The 14531-nt window shown below is 72.3% G+C and carries 17 protein-coding genes and 1 pseudogene; 14 read left to right on the forward strand and 4 right to left on the reverse strand.

Features of this window, described 5'->3' with window-relative positions; translation table 11 throughout:
* Positions 1 to 354: 354 nt before the first annotated feature.
* The gene (locus tag OIE49_RS04300; protein ID WP_326801141.1) at positions 355 to 516 is read left to right on the forward strand and encodes a hypothetical protein; all 162 of its coding nucleotides are present in this window, start codon (positions 355 to 357) and stop codon (positions 514 to 516) included.
* Positions 517 to 620: 104 nt separating this feature from the next.
* Here OIE49_RS04300 and OIE49_RS04305 read toward each other — a convergent pair whose 3' ends face one another.
* Both OIE49_RS04305 and OIE49_RS04310 read right to left on the reverse strand, forming a co-directional pair.
* Entirely contained in the window at positions 621 to 1304 is a 684-nt protein-coding gene (locus OIE49_RS04305) for an ABC transporter ATP-binding protein (protein WP_326801142.1), read from the reverse strand.
* Entirely contained in the window at positions 1301 to 2389 is a 1089-nt protein-coding gene (locus tag OIE49_RS04310; RefSeq protein WP_326801143.1) for an ABC transporter permease, read from the reverse strand. The genes OIE49_RS04305 and OIE49_RS04310 overlap by 4 nt, the downstream gene beginning before the upstream one ends.
* Before the next feature lie 172 nt (positions 2390 to 2561).
* On the opposite strand from OIE49_RS04310, the gene OIE49_RS04315 reads away from it, so the two are divergent.
* The 4 genes and pseudogenes from OIE49_RS04315 to OIE49_RS04335 all read left to right on the forward strand — a co-directional run.
* The gene (locus tag OIE49_RS04315) at positions 2562 to 3782 is read left to right on the forward strand and encodes a sensor histidine kinase (protein WP_326801144.1); all 1221 of its coding nucleotides are present in this window, start codon (positions 2562 to 2564) and stop codon (positions 3780 to 3782) included.
* A complete protein-coding gene (locus tag OIE49_RS04320; RefSeq protein WP_326801145.1) occupies positions 3779 to 4417 on the forward strand; it encodes a response regulator transcription factor in 639 nt (212 codons plus the stop codon). Before OIE49_RS04315 ends, OIE49_RS04320 begins: the two co-directional genes overlap by 4 nt.
* A 355-nt stretch (positions 4418 to 4772) precedes the next feature.
* Positions 4773 to 5429 (forward strand): CBS domain-containing protein, encoded by a 657-nt coding sequence (locus OIE49_RS04330; protein ID WP_326801146.1) that lies wholly within the window; start codon positions 4773 to 4775, stop codon positions 5427 to 5429.
* A 24-nt stretch (positions 5430 to 5453) separates the two neighbouring features.
* Positions 5454 to 5565, forward strand: a pseudogene (locus tag OIE49_RS04335) (LuxR C-terminal-related transcriptional regulator); the annotation flags it as partial.
* A gap of 92 nt (positions 5566 to 5657) precedes the next feature.
* Here OIE49_RS04335 and OIE49_RS04340 read toward each other — a convergent pair.
* Together OIE49_RS04340 and OIE49_RS04345 are read right to left on the reverse strand one after the other, a co-directional pair.
* Positions 5658 to 5942 carry a BON domain-containing protein gene (locus OIE49_RS04340; protein ID WP_326801147.1) on the reverse strand — a complete coding sequence of 95 codons (285 nt, stop codon included), beginning with the start codon at positions 5940 to 5942 and terminating at the stop codon, positions 5658 to 5660.
* A gap of 5 nt (positions 5943 to 5947) precedes the next feature.
* Entirely contained in the window at positions 5948 to 6274 is a 327-nt protein-coding gene (locus tag OIE49_RS04345) for a CBS domain-containing protein (RefSeq protein ID WP_326806134.1), read from the reverse strand.
* A gap of 423 nt (positions 6275 to 6697) precedes the next feature.
* On the opposite strand from OIE49_RS04345, the gene OIE49_RS04350 reads away from it, so the two are divergent.
* From OIE49_RS04350 to OIE49_RS04390, 9 genes are read left to right on the forward strand one after another with little or no spacing between them, the layout of a single operon-like run.
* On the forward strand, positions 6698 to 7135 hold the full coding sequence (locus OIE49_RS04350) for a hypothetical protein (RefSeq protein ID WP_326801148.1): 438 nt from the start codon (positions 6698 to 6700) through the stop codon (positions 7133 to 7135).
* On the forward strand, positions 7132 to 8061 hold the full coding sequence (locus tag OIE49_RS04355) for a hypothetical protein (protein WP_326801149.1): 930 nt from the start codon (positions 7132 to 7134) through the stop codon (positions 8059 to 8061). The genes OIE49_RS04350 and OIE49_RS04355 overlap by 4 nt, the downstream gene beginning before the upstream one ends.
* Positions 8048 to 9490 carry a V-type ATPase 116kDa subunit family protein gene (locus OIE49_RS04360; RefSeq protein WP_326801150.1) on the forward strand — a complete coding sequence of 481 codons (1443 nt, stop codon included), beginning with the start codon at positions 8048 to 8050 and terminating at the stop codon, positions 9488 to 9490. Before OIE49_RS04355 ends, OIE49_RS04360 begins: the two co-directional genes overlap by 14 nt.
* On the forward strand, positions 9475 to 9888 hold the full coding sequence (locus OIE49_RS04365) for an ATP synthase subunit C (RefSeq protein ID WP_141355687.1): 414 nt from the start codon (positions 9475 to 9477) through the stop codon (positions 9886 to 9888). The genes OIE49_RS04360 and OIE49_RS04365 overlap by 16 nt, the downstream gene beginning before the upstream one ends.
* Positions 9889 to 9890: 2 nt before the next feature.
* A complete protein-coding gene (locus OIE49_RS04370) occupies positions 9891 to 10118 on the forward strand; it encodes a V-type ATP synthase subunit F (protein ID WP_326801151.1) in 228 nt (75 codons plus the stop codon).
* Positions 10115 to 10624, forward strand: coding sequence for a hypothetical protein (locus tag OIE49_RS04375; RefSeq protein ID WP_326801152.1), 510 nt, complete (start codon positions 10115 to 10117; stop codon positions 10622 to 10624). Before OIE49_RS04370 ends, OIE49_RS04375 begins: the two co-directional genes overlap by 4 nt.
* Complete coding sequence (locus OIE49_RS04380; RefSeq protein WP_326801153.1) at positions 10621 to 12423, forward strand: V-type ATP synthase subunit A; 1803 nt, start codon at positions 10621 to 10623, stop codon at positions 12421 to 12423. The genes OIE49_RS04375 and OIE49_RS04380 overlap by 4 nt, the downstream gene beginning before the upstream one ends.
* Positions 12420 to 13814, forward strand: coding sequence for a V-type ATP synthase subunit B (locus tag OIE49_RS04385; RefSeq protein WP_326801154.1), 1395 nt, complete (start codon positions 12420 to 12422; stop codon positions 13812 to 13814). The genes OIE49_RS04380 and OIE49_RS04385 overlap by 4 nt, the downstream gene beginning before the upstream one ends.
* Positions 13811 to 14431 carry a V-type ATP synthase subunit D gene (locus OIE49_RS04390; RefSeq protein ID WP_326801155.1) on the forward strand — a complete coding sequence of 207 codons (621 nt, stop codon included), beginning with the start codon at positions 13811 to 13813 and terminating at the stop codon, positions 14429 to 14431. Before OIE49_RS04385 ends, OIE49_RS04390 begins: the two co-directional genes overlap by 4 nt.
* Positions 14432 to 14531: the final 100 nt, after the last annotated feature.

The raw sequence follows: 14531 nt of genomic DNA on the forward strand, positions 1-14531 counted from the left end.
AGCAGGTTGTGCACCCGATCCCGCGTGCTCCGGGCGGTGTTGAGCCGGGCCTGCAGCTCCTCCAGCAACTCGTCGAGCTTGAGCTGAGGCAGCCGTGGGTGCGCCGGGCCCCTTTCCTCCACCTTCCCCTCCAGCGCTGGTCCAGACTGTTGGGGTCCTCTGCCACAGTAACCGTCCACGGCGGGGAACGGCAGCACGGCCGTCCTCGCGGCCGGCAACCGCGTTCGACGGGGGAGCCGGCACTACCTCGGCGCTCGGAGGCCGTTGGCCCAACCTGCTGGATCGAGGCCCCCCGGCGCCCCGCCGCCGTTCCAGGCTGAGGGAACCGATGCCGCGAAGCCGAGGAGTGGCGTCATGGTCCGCTATGTGTGGGACTTCCAGGTCGGCGGCCGCGACCTGGCTGGCCTGCTCGGCGGCACGGTCGCCTCGTGCGTCGCCTACTACGCGGAACGCTTCCTGGAGCGCCACCACGTCGACCACGAACCGCTCTGCGCGACGACGGACTTCAGGGGCTGAACCAGGCCAGACTCCAGGCGCTGCATGCTGTGGCCCGCCGGGGGCGTTGCTCCGAAGAGTGGGGATCGGTGCAGTCGGCGCGCACTGGCGTCCTTCCTCACAGTTCAGTGGGCCGCTGTCAGGAGAGTAAGCCTTCCGTCGTGAACTTCAGCGATCTGGTCGACGACGGTGAGGTGGGTGCGGTCGTGGGTGACCAGGACGGTGGCAGTGGCCTGCTGGTGGGTGAGCCGGGTGATCAGGTCGATGACAGCGGCGCCACGTTCGTGGTCGAGGGCGCTGGTGGGTTCGTCGACCAGGAGGACGGTGGGGTCGTTCATCAGGGCACGGGCGATGTTGATGCGCTGGCGCTGACCGCCGGAGAGCTGGTGGGGCCGGCGGCTGGCCTGGTCCGTCAGGCCGACCGCGTCGAGGAGTTCCATGGCCCGGTTTCGGGCGGTGCGGGGCCTGCGGCCGTCGATCTGGGCCATGGCCTGGAGCTGTTCGGCGGCGGTGAGGGAGGGCAGCAGGTTGGGCTGCTGGAAGACGATGCCGGTCTTGTGGCGGCGCAGGTCGGTCAGCTCGCCTCGGCTCAGGCCGGCGGTGGAGGTGCCGTCGATGGTGACTGTGCCGGCGTCGGGCGTGACGAGGGTGGCGGCGACGGCCAGGAGACTGGACTTGCCGGAGCCGGAGGGGCCGACCACGGCAGTCAGGCTGCCCTGGGGAACCTCCAGGTTGACGTTGTCGAGGGCGGTCAGGCGGGTGTCACCGTCGGGGTAGGTGAGGGTGATGTCGGTCAGCTTGAGGCTCATCGGGTGCTCCCCAGGGCGGTCAGCGGGTCGACGGAGGTGATGCGGAGGATGGACAGAGCGGCTCCGAGGGCGCCGAGGGCGATCATCACCGCGGCCGGGATCAGGATGGTGCCGGGGGTGAGGACGAACGGCACGGCACTGCCGGCGACGAGGGCTCCCAGGCCGGCGGCGATGCCGGTACCGATCAAAGTGCCGCCGGCGAGCAGGACCACGGCCTGGCCGAGGGCGTCCTTGAGCAAGCCGGCAGTGGAGGCGCCCAGGGCCTTCAGGACGGCGACGTCGCCGCTGCGCTGGATGGTCCAGACGGTGAAGAAGGCCCCGATGACCAGGGCGGAGATGGCGAACAGGAAGCCGCGCATCAGCTGCAGGGAGCCGTTCTCGGAGGTGTAGGAGCCGATCGCGGACAGCGAGTCGTCGGTGGAGACGGTCTTGGTACCGGCCTGCTGGTCGGTGGCCGCCACATCGGCCCCCGAGGTGGTGCTCAGGACGATCACGGTGGCGGTCGGTCCGTCACCGCCGCCGGTGGGCGGCGCGCTCTTGTACCAGACATCAAGGCTGGTCCAGATGACCGGGGTGTGGCTGAAGTAGGCGTCGCCCCGCACCGCGGCCACCTTCAGCTGCTGTCCGGCCAGGGTGAGGGAGTCGCCGGTCTTCACACCGAGGTGGTCGGCGGCCGCGGTGGACAGCACCACCGACTGGTCGTCGATCTTGCTGCTGTCCGGGGCGAGGCGGGAGCCGGCCTGGATGCCGAAGACGGAGACGGCGGTGCTGTTGTCCCCGGCGGTGGCCTTGGTGGTGGTGATCCCCAGCGGTTCGGCGCTTTCGACGCCGGGGGCCTTGGACCACTGCTGCCACTGCTTTTGGGTGACGGTGGAGTTGGCATACGACAGATCCTGACCACCGGCGGGATCTTGGAAGGCGATCTTATCGGCAGGCAATCCCGTGATCGCCGAGATGTTCTGCCGGCCCAGTCCGGCCGTCAGCCCGGACAGCAGCCCGACCAGAAGGGTGATCAGCACGATGACGGTTCCCATCAGGGCGAAGCGCCCCTTGGCGAACTTGAGATCTCTCCAGGCGACGAACACAGCCTTGCCTGTCCTTTCCGGCGGTGGAAGCGGTATGCACTCACCGTCGCCGCCGGCCCCCCGTGTGCGCGTCTGGCGCAGGGCGCCACTTCGCGGGCCGAAAGGCGGCACGCGGGTTCCAACTTTCGATGGAGGCCCCCGAGCAGCAGGCTTTCGTAGCCTGGAAGGCACTGTGAACGCCGCTGCCCCCATCCTGACCCCGACGACTCGGGCCCTGGCCTGGTGCCTGCACCTGCTGGTCATCGGCCTGCTCGCCCTGGCCGCCGCGCGGGCCACAGCTGACAGCGAGCCGCATGCCGGCCTGACGGTCGCCGCCGCAGTGCTGTGCGCTGCGGTGTACGCGGTCGGGCCAGTCATGCCCAGCGTCCGCCGATCCCGGCGGGCCGCCGCGCTGTGGCTGGCGGCTGTGGGCATCGTGTGGCTGGTGCTGCTGGCCCTGTCCCCCAACGCCGTATGGGTGGCGTTCCCGTTGTACTTCCTTCAGCTCCACCTGCTGTCGCGCCGCGCCGCGCTTACCGCTGTGGTTGCCACCGCGGCGGCGGCCAGCGCCGGCTTCGCCGCCCACCAGCGCGCCTTCAGCGCGGCCATGGCGATCGGACCCGCGCTCGGCGCCGCCGTCGCGGTCGCGGTGGTGTGGGGCTACCAGGCCCTTTACCGGGAGAGTGAACAGCGCAGGCGCCTGATCGAGGAGCTCACCGCCACGCGCGCCGACCTGGCCGAAGTCCAGCACACTGCCGGGGTACTGGCCGAACGTGAACGCCTGGCCCGCGAGATCCACGACACCCTCGCCCAGGGCTTGTCCAGCATCCAGCTGCTGCTGCGCGCCGCCGAACGCGTCCTGCCCGACCGCCCCGATGCCGCCACCCGCCATGTGGAGGCGGCCCGGCAAGCCGCGGTGGACAATCTCGCTGAAGCCCGCCGCTTCGTCGCTGCCCTCACCCCGCCCGCCTTGGAAGGCACCACCCTGGCCCACGCCCTGGACCGCCTGTGCACCACCACCAGCACGCGCCATCGGATCACCGCACGCTTCCACCTCGCAGGCTCCCCTGTCCCGCTGGCCACCGCGCACGAAGTCGCCCTTCTGCGCATCGGCCAGTCCGCCCTCGCCAACACCGTCCGCCACGCCCACGCCACTACCGCCGAGATCACCCTCAGCTACCTCGACGACCGCATCGCCCTACACGTCGTCGACGACGGCACCGGCTTCGATCCCGGCCGGCTGCCCGCCCCCGACCTCGAAAACGGCGGCTTCGGCCTGGCGGCCATGCGCGCCCGCATGCACGCCCTGGGAGGCACCCTGACCATCGAATCCACCCTCGGCCACGGCACCGCCCTGGCCGCCCGGCTCCCCATTGTCCCGCCCGCCGACACCCCGCCTGAGGCCCGCCCGTGACCGACGACACCCCCATCCGCCTCCTCTTGGCCGACGACCACCCCGTGGTCCGGGCCGGATTGCGCGCCGTGCTGGAAACCGAGCCCGGCCTCGTCGTCGTGGCCGAGGCCGCCACCGCCGAGGACGCCGTCGCCCGCGCCGCCGAGGGCGACATCGACGTCGTCCTCATGGACCTGCAGTTCGGGAAGGGCATGGGTGGCGCCGAGGCCACCGCCCAGATCACCGCGCGACCGGGTGCCCCCCGCGTCGTGGTCGTCACCACCTACGATTCCGACGCCGACACCCTGCCCGCCATCGAAGCCGGCGCCACCGGCTACCTCCTCAAGGACGCCCCGCCCGAAGACCTGGCCGCCGCCGTACGCACCGCCGCCGTCGGCCGCACCATCCTGGCCCCCACGGTCGCCGAGAGACTCATGAACCGGCTGCGCACGCCCGGCACCGCCCTGACCCGACGCGAGACCGAAGTCCTCTCCCTGGTCGCCGACGGCCTGTCCAACCAGGCCATCAGCCACCGTCTCCACCTCACCGAGGGCACCGTCAAATCCCATCTCGCCCGCACCTACACCAAACTGGGCGTCGACTCACGCACCGCCGCCGTCGCCACTGCCACCGACCTCGGCCTCATCCGCCGCTGACTGGGCACTCAGCCCCAGCACCCCGTCGCTCCGTCCCAACAAGGGCCTGCCGCCCAGCGGCGAGTCGCGCGCCGCCCACTCAGCCTCGGCCCGGCTCTCGGGCGAGTCGTCGAGACCCACGGTGACGGTTCGGAGCACGGTCGCCACCTCCCGGGTTGAGGGTTCCGATATCAACGTGGCGCCGCCGTGTTGCCGGGGTCAGGTGCCACAGGACCCCGTCCGGGACCGGTCGGCCCTCTGCAGCGTGGAAGCCGGGCGGCCCGTCCGAAGGCCGGGCGGCCCCTGGCCCGCCCCCGGCCTCCGGGCACACCCTGGAAGGAGCCGGACATCCCATCGAGGCCCTTACGGAGTCACCATGTACGGCACCTCGTACGTCGTCAGCGATGTCATGACTCACACAGTCGCCGCCGTCGGCCCTCGGGCCCCCTTCAAGGAGATCGTGCAGCTGATGCAGGACTGGCAGGTCAGCGCCCTGCCCGTGATCGAGGGTGAAGGCCGGGTAGTCGGTGTGGTCTCCGAGGCCGACCTGCTGCCCAAGGAGGAACTCCGGGACAGCCCCGACGCGGGCTGTCTCCAGCGGCGTCAGCCCGTCAACTTGGCGAAGGCCGGCGGCCTCACCGCAGGAGAAGTCATGTCCTCCCCCGCCATCACGGTCCGGGCCGACGCCACCCTCTCCGAGGCCGCGCGCATCATGGCGCGCGAGAGGGTCAAGAGGCTGCCGGTGGTGGACGACACCGGTCTGCTGGCGGGCGTCGTCAGCCGGGTCGACCTGCTCAAGGTCTTCCTGCGCGGTGACGAGGAAATCGCCGAGGAAGTGCGGCGCGAGGTCGTGTCGTACCTCTTCCTGCTGCCGTCGTCGGCCGTGCAGGTGGACGTGCACGACGGTGTCGTGACACTCACCGGCCGGATACGTGACACCGCCCTCGTCCCCGTCGCCGCACGGCTGATCAGGACCGTCGAAGGTGTGGTGGACGTGGAGTTCGACCTCTCGCCCGACAGTACGACGCGATAGCCGGAAAGAGCACCGCGACGTCCGACCAACCGCGAGATCGGCAAGAAGCTGTACCGGTCGGAGAAGACCGTCAAGAGCCACGTCTCGGCTGCTGGCCAGGCTCAGGGAGCAGCGCCGGGTTCCGGCGGCGGTCCTTCGCCTCTCGCCTCGACCAGCACGAATCCGACCCGCACGATGCACACCACGCAAAGGACCACGCTGCCCATGGTCCGATGACGGCGGCCGAGGTCAGGTGGTGGTGAGCAGGTTCTTCACCTCGACGCCGTCGGCGATCTCCTCGACCTGGGCCACCAGCCGGGCCATCGTCGCCGAGAGCAGCCGCCCGGTCAGCTCCACGATGCCGCCGTGCACGGTCACGTGCACGGTCTCCCGGTCTGCCGGGGGACAGCAGGCTTCGATCCTGGCCTGCACCTCCGTCTGGATGCCGGCATCGTCCCTGATCAGCGCCTGCAGCAGCGCGTCGTCACGGCGCACGACGCCCACCAGACGGCCCTTGCGATCGGTGACGGGCATTCGCTTCAACTGGCCGGCGCAGCGAGCCAGGCAGCCTCGGCAACTGTCGCGCCGGTCAGAACCGTGATCGCGGGGCTTGTCATCAGGTCGGCGACCGTCTCACCACGCGCCTTGCCGTGCATGCCGCGCTCACGCAGCCTGCCGATGCGTCCGGGCCGGTGACCGGAGGCATCGAAGGCAACCCTCTTTGGCAGATCGGACTCCGAGACACCGCCGACCACATGGTCCTCGGCGTCCACGACCGGGAGTGCGCCCACCTGCTCGCGTGCAAGCAAGCGGGCAACGTCGCGATACGGCAAGTCTTCGCGGAGAGAGGCGGCGGGCACGTCCATCACGTCCCGCACCAAAGGCACACCCCGGGTTCGGGGAGTGCCGGCCGCGGCGTAGGCGTGGCGGCCGACGGTGCTGCCTGCCTGCCCGAGCCGGGGTGTTCGGCCGCAGTGCCCGCGTGCTTCGCCGCGGCCGTGGCCACGGCACCCAGGTAACGGGGCAGCCTCTCCTGCCGTGCCGTTTCCTCGGGGCTCCAGGAGCGGGAGGGCACATCCCGCCGGGCCTCGGCCTCTGCGCGGAAGTTCTGGTGCGCGTCCACGGCGGCCTCCCGACTCCGTCGAGCTGCCTGCCATCCCAGTATTCGCGCTCCCTGGCCGTGCCAAGAGCCGATCGGCCCTGGTGGAACGGCGTGACGGCCCTATCCGGTGCGGGGCGGACGAGGAACGGTGAAACTGGAGGAACAGCCGATCGGCAGGAGGCCGCCGATGAGCCTGCGGGACTTCCTGGAGCGGTTCCGTCCGGCGGGCACGCCGGGAGCGTCCGCCACGGGCGTGCCCGCCGACCGTGCGGCGGAGCGCGCCGCGGAGTTGGACCCTGCCCTCGACCGATTGACGGATGTTCAACAGCAGGCGGCACAGATCCGGGCCGCCGCTCAAGAGACAGCCGAGGCCCTTCGCCGGGACGCCTCCCGCGAAGCCGAACGTCTTGTGGCGGCCGCGCGGGAACAAGCCTCGGAGGTTCGCCGACAGGCCGCTGAACCGCTTGTCCGGGAGGCGCGGCAGGAAGCCGACGCCCTGCGTGCCGCCGGCGACCGCGCGGCCTCGGTGATCCGCGCGCGGGCCATGGAGCGCATGCCGTACCTGGTGGACCTGGCGGTGGCCGACGCCCTGCGTCTGGCAGGCGGGGCGCAGGGAGAGCCATGAGTGCCGGCTGGGTCGCCGGAGCGGTGCGGGCGAAAGCCCTCGTCAGCCGGTATCCGGGCGCCGGTGGGGCGCGGGAGATCGCCCGTGGTCCGACGCTCGACGACGCCCTGCGGCGCCTGGCCACGACGCCGTACGCTCGCTACGCGCGGACGGCGGCGGGCTTGCCGCAGGCGCAGCGGGCGGTGGCCGCCACCGTGCTGTGGCATCTGCGGGTTCTGGCCGGCTGGCTGCCGCCGGGTGGCGCTCGATTGCTCGTTCCGCTCGCCGCCGGGTTCGAGATCGCCAACGTGGTCGCCCTGCTGCCCGCGCCGGAGAGTCGCCGCGCGGAGGCGCCTGAGCCGTACCGGCTCGGGGCGCTGGAGACCGCCTGGCGAAGTCTGGAGCGGGCCGGGACGCCCGCGGAACTGCGCGCGGCGCTCACCGCCTCACCCTGGGGGGACCCGGGCGGCGACACGCCGTGGGCCCTGCTCACGGGCATGCGGATGGCCGCCGCTCGGCGCACCGCTGTCGCCGTACCGTCCGCACGCCGCTGGGCCCAGGGACGCGCGCTCCTGCTGGCGGCGCGTGAACTCTTCGTACACCACCGCTCCCTTCCGGAGCCCGTGCAGCGCGACGCGGCACGGCTGCTCGGGACGCGGGCGCCGGGCGCCGCCTCATACCAGGAGTTCCGTGAGCACCTGCCCCCGGCGGCCCGTTGGGTCCTGGCGGATGTCGACGAGCCGGGCGAGCTGTGGCGGGCCGAGGTCCGCTGGTGGCGGACGGTGCAGTCCGACGGGGCGGCGATGCTGCGCGAGGGCCGGTTCGGGCCCAGGGTGGTCGTCGGTGCGGTCGCCGTACTGACCGTGGACGCCTGGCGGGTGCGGGCGGCGCTGGAATCCGCCGCTCGCAGTGGACAACCCGGGGAGGCGTTCGATGCCCTGGTCTGAGGCGGTGACGCCGGTCCGGATGCGCCGTGTGGCGGTGGTCGTGCCGCAAGTGGCCCTGCGGGAAACACTCGTGCGAATCGCCGAAGCCGGCTGCGTGGAACTGGACCGCGCCGAGGAGGCTGCCCCGGGAGCGGCGACCGTGCGGCTGCAGCGGTTGCGCGGACGGGGAACGACCGCCGGACCCGAGAGCGCCGCTCCAGCTGTTCTGGCCACCGCCGCGCCCGATCTCGATCTGCTCGAACAGCGGGGCAGTATCGCTCTGCTGGCGGGCGAGGCCCAGTTGGAGGAGCGTGCGGAAGGCGCCGTACGGCGTGGGGAGGTCGCCGCGCTGGCCGGGTGGTGCCCGGCCGCCGAGGTACCCCGCGTCGCGGGGCGGCTGACCTCCGCGGGCGGTGCGCTGCTGCCGCTGCCCTCCCCGCGCGGAACCGATCCCCCGACATTGCTGCGGCCGGGCCGGACCGTCTCCTTCACCCCGCTGGTGACGACATACGGCACGCCCGCCTACGCGGACCTCGACCCCTCGTGGCCCGCGGGCCTCGCCTACGTCGCGATGTTCGGGATCATGTTCGGTGACGTGGGGCACGGGGCGCTGCTGCTGCTCGGCGCGCTCGCCTTGCGCCTCAGGTGGCCCCGGCGGTGGGCCCGGCTGGGCAGGTTGTGGCCCTTCCTGGCGGGCGCGGGAGTCGCCTCCATGCTCGCGGGCGCCGCCTACGGCGAGTTCTTCGGGCCCACCGGGCTACTGCCGGTGCTGTGGCTGAGCCCGCTGGAGGATCCCACCCGTCTACTGGCCGCCGCCGTGGCCATCGGGGCCGGTCTCCTGGCGCTCGCGCACGCCGCCGGCGCGGTGAACCGCGTGCGTGAGGGCGGCTGGGGCACAGGACTGTACGCAGCATCCGGTTGTGCCGGACTGCTGTTCTATCTGGGGCTCGCTCTGGCCGCGGCGGGCCTGCTGCTGCATCTGCGGGCCCCGGCCGCCGCCGGGGGTGCCCTTGCCGTGGCCGGGCTGGCGCTGGTGGCGTCGGGCTTGTTCCGGGCCACGGCGGGCGGCGGCGCGGGACTCGCCGAGACGGTGGTGCGGCTGTTCGACGTCCTCGTGCGCACCGGCACCAACACCCTGTCGTTCGCCCGGCTCGCGGCGTTCGGCCTCACCCATGCCGCGCTCGCAGGCCTGGTGTGGCATGGCGCCACAGCCCTGGCAGGGCGTGGCGCCATCGGAGTCGCGGGCGCCGCCCTGCTGTTCGTCGTGGGCACGGCCGTCTCCTTCGGCCTGGAGGCCCTGGTGGCCGGTGTGCAGGCCCTGCGGCTGGAGTTCTACGAACTCTTCTCCCGGCTCTTCGAGACGGAAGGCCGACCGTTCCGTCCCTGGCACGTTTCCCCAGCGGAACCTGCCGACCCCGCTACGAAGGTGATCCCATGCTCACCTGGCTGATCGTCCTGCCGGTCCTGGTCGCGGTGCTCGGCGCCGTCCGGCTGCTGCGGCGACGCCGGACCAAACACGCCTTCCGCTGGCTGCTCGCCACGAACCTCGCCCTGCTGGGCGGCGCCTTCGCCGTCCTCGCCACGGCACTGGCGGGCCCCGCGCAGGCCTCGACGCAGGCCGCCGCGCACGGCGGAGTCAACGGATCCGCCTTGATCGGGGCGGCCATCGCGGTGGCCGGCGCGTCGATAGGAGCCGCGATCGCCGTCGCCTACACGGGAGCCGCGGCGCTGGCCGCGCTGAGCGAACGACCGGAGATGTTCGGCCGGGCGATGGTCATCGTCGGCCTGGCGGAGGGCATCGCCGTGTACGGGCTGGTGGTCGCGATCCTGCTGATCGGAAAGGCCTGACGATGGGCACCGTGGCCGCCATCGGCGCACGAACCGACGTGTGCGGGCTGGCCTTGGCCGGGGTCGACGTCCTCGTCGCGGAGGAACCGGACGCCGTCCGCGAGGCTTGGCGGACGCTGCCCGACACGGTCGGCCTGGTGATTCTCACGCCCGAGGCCGCCGAGGTGCTGGAGGACGCGGCGACGGCACCCCGGCCGGCCCGGCCATTGACGGTGGTGATGCCTTCATGACCGCGCCGGTGGATGCGCTGGACCCCGTGCGCGCCGAGTTGCTGCGCGCGGCACGCGTCTCGGCCGACGCGGTACTGGACCGTACACGGGCCGTCGCGGCTGAAACCCTGCGCGCGGCTCGCGCTACGGCTGAGGCGGTGCTCACGCGGGCCCGGGAACTCGGCGAGGCCGAGGGCGCCGCCGAGGCGGCCCGGGAACAGGTTCGCGCAGCGCAGGACGCCTGGGCGGTGGAACTCGCGGCCCGCGCCGAAATCTATGTGGCGCTCAGGGCCGCGGTTCGCGCAGGCGTGCGGCGGGCGCTGGCTGAGGATGCGGTTTCGCAGTCGCGCCTGACGGAGGTGGCACGGGCCCGGCTGGGAGCGGAGGCGCGGGTCGTGTCCGCCGCGGAGGGCGGGGTGACGGCCGAAGTGCCTGGCCGCCGGGTTGATCTGTCGGCGGACGCCCTCGCCGACCGCGCCTTGGACAGGCTGGGCCTTCAAACCGAGACGCTTTGGGGGCCACCGTGACCGCCGTCGGCAACCAGGCGTCGGACTCACCCGGTGTGGGCTCGCTTGCGCAGGCCACGAGCGGTGCTCCGGCAACCCGCCGGACCGACCGCCCCCGGATCCTCCGCGTCGCCGGTCCCCTCGTGGAGATCACCTGCCCTCCTGCGGTCGCCATGCACGATCTGGTCGCACTGGGCGACGCCCGGCTACCGGGCGAGGTGGTCGCCATCCACGGTGACACTGCCACCGTCCAGGCCTACGAGTACACCGGCGGGCTGGCCCCCGGCCATCCCGCGGAACCCCAGGGGCGACCGCTGTCGGTGCGGTTGGCCCCTGATCTCCTCGGCGGTGTGTTCGACGGTCTGCTGCGCCCTCTGGCCGGCGCCGGTGACCTTCTCACCACAAACGGGCCGACGACTGCTGAACCGGACCTCAGGGATTGGTCGTTCACGCCACGGGTGTCGGAGGGGACGCGGGTCTCGGCCGGTGACATCCTCGGGGAGATCGGCGCGAGCGTGCCACTGCGGCTTCTGGTGCCTCCGGACCTGTCGGGCGAAGTGACTCGGATCGCGTCAGCGGGCGAGCACTCCTCGGACGCCGTGCTCGCCGTGGTGGGCGGGCATGAGGTGCGGATGGCGCAGTCGTGGCCGGTGCGCAGACCGCGACCGGTCGCGCGGCGACTGACGGCGAACGTGCCCCTGAACACCGGGCAGCGCGCCGTCGACCTGCTCTTCCCTGTGGCGCGGGGCAGCACAGCCGCCGTTCCCGGTGGCTTCGGCACCGGCAAGACCATGCTGCTCCAGCAGATCGCCAAGTGGTGCGACGCCGATGTGATCGTCTACGTCGGCTGCGGCGAGCGCGGCAACGAGATGGCGGACGTCATGGAGGAGCTGGCGGAGCTGACTGATCCGCGGACCGGGGGCCGACTGGTGGAGCGGACCGTGACGATCGCGAACACCTCCAACATGCCGATGATGGCCCGCGAGACGAGTGTGCACACGGGGGCGACGGTTTCGGAGTACTTCCGCGACATGGGCCTCGATGTCGTCCTGATCGCCGACTCGACGTCCCGCTGGGCGGAAGCACTGCGCGAGTTCGCCTCCCGCATGGGTGAACTCCCCGCCGAGGAGGGTTATCCGGCAGGGCTCGCCTCCCAACTGGCCTCGTTCTACGAGCGGGCGGCGGCCGTACGCACGCTCGGCGGCGCGAACGGGTCCGTCACGGTGATCGGTGCCGTGTCCCCTCCGGGCGGCGACCGCACCGAGCCCGTCACCGCGCACACCGAGCGGTTCGTACGGTGTCTGTGGAGCCTGGACCGCGATCTCGCCTACGCACGGCACTATCCGGCCGTGTCCTGGTCGGAGTCCTTCTCCCGGGACGCCGCCGGGCCGGCCGCCGCACACGCACGGGCCGACGACCCCGAGTGGGCCGAGCGGCGCGGGCGGGTGGCACGGCAGCTGGCGGAGGCGGACCGGCTGGCCGGCCTCGTCGAACTGGTCGGCATCACCGCCCTGCCGCCCCGGGAGCGGATCAGTGTGCTCGCCGGACGGCTGCTGCGCGAGGCCGCGATACAGCAGAACGCGCTGTCCCCGGCGGACGCCTACAGCACTCCCGAGAAGTCCACGGCCCTCGTCGAGGCGGTGCTGACGGTGATCGACCGCTGTGCGGAGCTGGTGGACTCCGGCACCCCCGTGGATGCCATCGAGGCGGTCGACTTCACCCCGCTGCTGCGGGCGCGCGAGACGGCCGGCCCGGCGGAGACCGCTCCGGTGGCCGCGGCGCGCGACACCGTGCTGGCCCGGCTGAAGGAGGCGGCATGACCGGTCCCCAGGTCATCGAGTACACGGGCGTGCGGGAACTGCGTGGCCCGCTGGTGGTCCTCGAGGGGGTGAGCGGGGTGGGCTGGGACGAGTTCGCCACGATCGTCCTCGACTCCGGTGAACGACGGCACGGGCTGGTCCTGGAGGTGGACCGCGACCTCGCGGTGGTGCAGGTCCTGGAGGACACCGCCGGCATGAACCGCGCCGGCACCCGGGTCGCCTTCTCGGGCACGCCGTTGCGGATCCCGGTGGGCACCGGATGGCTGGGACGGGTGTGCAACGGGCGGGGCGAACCGGCCGACGGCGGGCCGCCGGTGTTCGGCGGGTCATACGCGGCAGTCGGCGGCGCGCCGATCAATCCGGTACGCCGGGAACCGCCGAACGAACCGGTCCTCACCGGCGTGGGCGCAGTGGACGTGCTGACCACGCTGGTGCGCGGCCAGAAACTGCCAGTGTTCTCGACGGCGGGGCTACCGCACTTGGAACTGGCGGTGCAGATCGCGGCTCAGGCGACCTGTGGGGGTGAGCCGTTCGCCGTCGTGTTCGCCGGCATGGGGCTCACCCACGCCGACACGGCGTTCGTCCGCGACGGGCTGGCCGCGCGTTCCGCCGCACGGGAACTGGTCCTGTTCCTCAACACCGCCGACGACCCGGTGATCGAAAGGCTGCTCACCCCGCGACTCGGCCTGACCGTCGCCGAACACCTGGCGTTCACGGAGGGCCGCCACGTCCTGGTGGTGATGACGGACATGACGGCCTACTCCGAGGCGCTGCGCGAGGTGTCCGCCGCGCGCGGCGAGATACCGGCGCGGCGGGCCTACCCCGGCTACCTCTACAGCGACCTGGCCTCCCTTTACGAACGCTGCGGCAGAATCAAGGGCCGACCGGGATCGGTCACCATCCTGCCGGTGCTCACCATGCCTGCGGGCGACATCACCCACCCCGTCCCCGATCTCACCGGCTACATCACGGAAGGGCAGATCGTGCTGTCTGCCGATGTCCAAGCCGTCGGCACCTATCCGCCCGTGGATCCGCTGGCCTCGCTGTCGCGTCTGATGCGCAAGGGAACCGGAGCCGGACGGACCCGCGCGGACCATCCGGCCGTCGCCGCACAGTTGATCGCCGCTCTGGCCCGGTCCCGGCAGGTGGCGGAACTCGCCGACCTGATCGGACGGTCGGCGCTCAGCCCGGCCGATCTGCGCCTTCTGGACCTCGAAGACGCCTTTCGGAACCGGTTCCTCGCTCAGGGCACGGACGAGGGTCGGTCGTTGGACGATTCCCTTGACAGGGCCTGGGAGGTGCTGCTGACCCTGCCGCGCAGTCAGCTCGGCATGCTCCCGGCCGACCTGCTCGACACCCGCACTCCACCGCGGTACGAGGAGGCGCAATGAGCCCTCATGGGCGCCGGGCTCCGGCGGGACGAGCTGGGCGCCTGCGGCTGCGCCGTAGTCTCGCCACGGCCGTGCGCGGAGCCGACCTGCTGGAACGCAAACTCCGGCTCCTGCTGGACCGGGAGCACACAGCACGACGGGCGGCTGAGGACGCAGGCCAGGTGTGGCGGAAGAGGCTGGCCGACGCGGAAACCTGGCTTCTGCGCGGGGTGCTGCTCGGCGGCGAACACGCGCTGGCCGTGGCGGCGCCCGCGGACCGGGCGCGCGTCGACGTCACGTGGGCCACGCTGATGGGCGTCAGCCACCCGGCAGGAGTGGACTGGACGGACCCCATACGCTCCCCGGCGGAACCGACAGCCCCCAACACGGCCCTCGCGCATGCCGAGACGGCCTATCGTGCCGCGGTCCGCGCCGCGGCGAACCTTGCCGCCCACCAGGCAGCCGCCGAACTACTGGCCGCCGAGGCCGAACGGACGCGGCAGCGGGTCCGGGCGCTGCGCCGGCACTGGATCCCTCGGCTGCAGGACGAACTGGCAGCGATGGAACTGGCGCTGGAGGAGGCCGAACACGAAGAAGCGGTACGACGGCGCTGGGCCTCCACCCGCACGGACCGATGAGACCCTGCGCGAGGCGCGCCGACGGCGGGCCCGAGTGGGCCCGCCATGAATCGTCGGCCTGTGTCACTTGCCATGCCGGATCTCCACGTGCTTCGCCCCC

The sequence above is a fragment of the Streptomyces sp. NBC_01788 genome (assembly GCF_035917575.1).
In the GTDB taxonomy this organism is placed as follows: Bacteria; Actinomycetota; Actinomycetes; order Streptomycetales; family Streptomycetaceae; genus Streptomyces.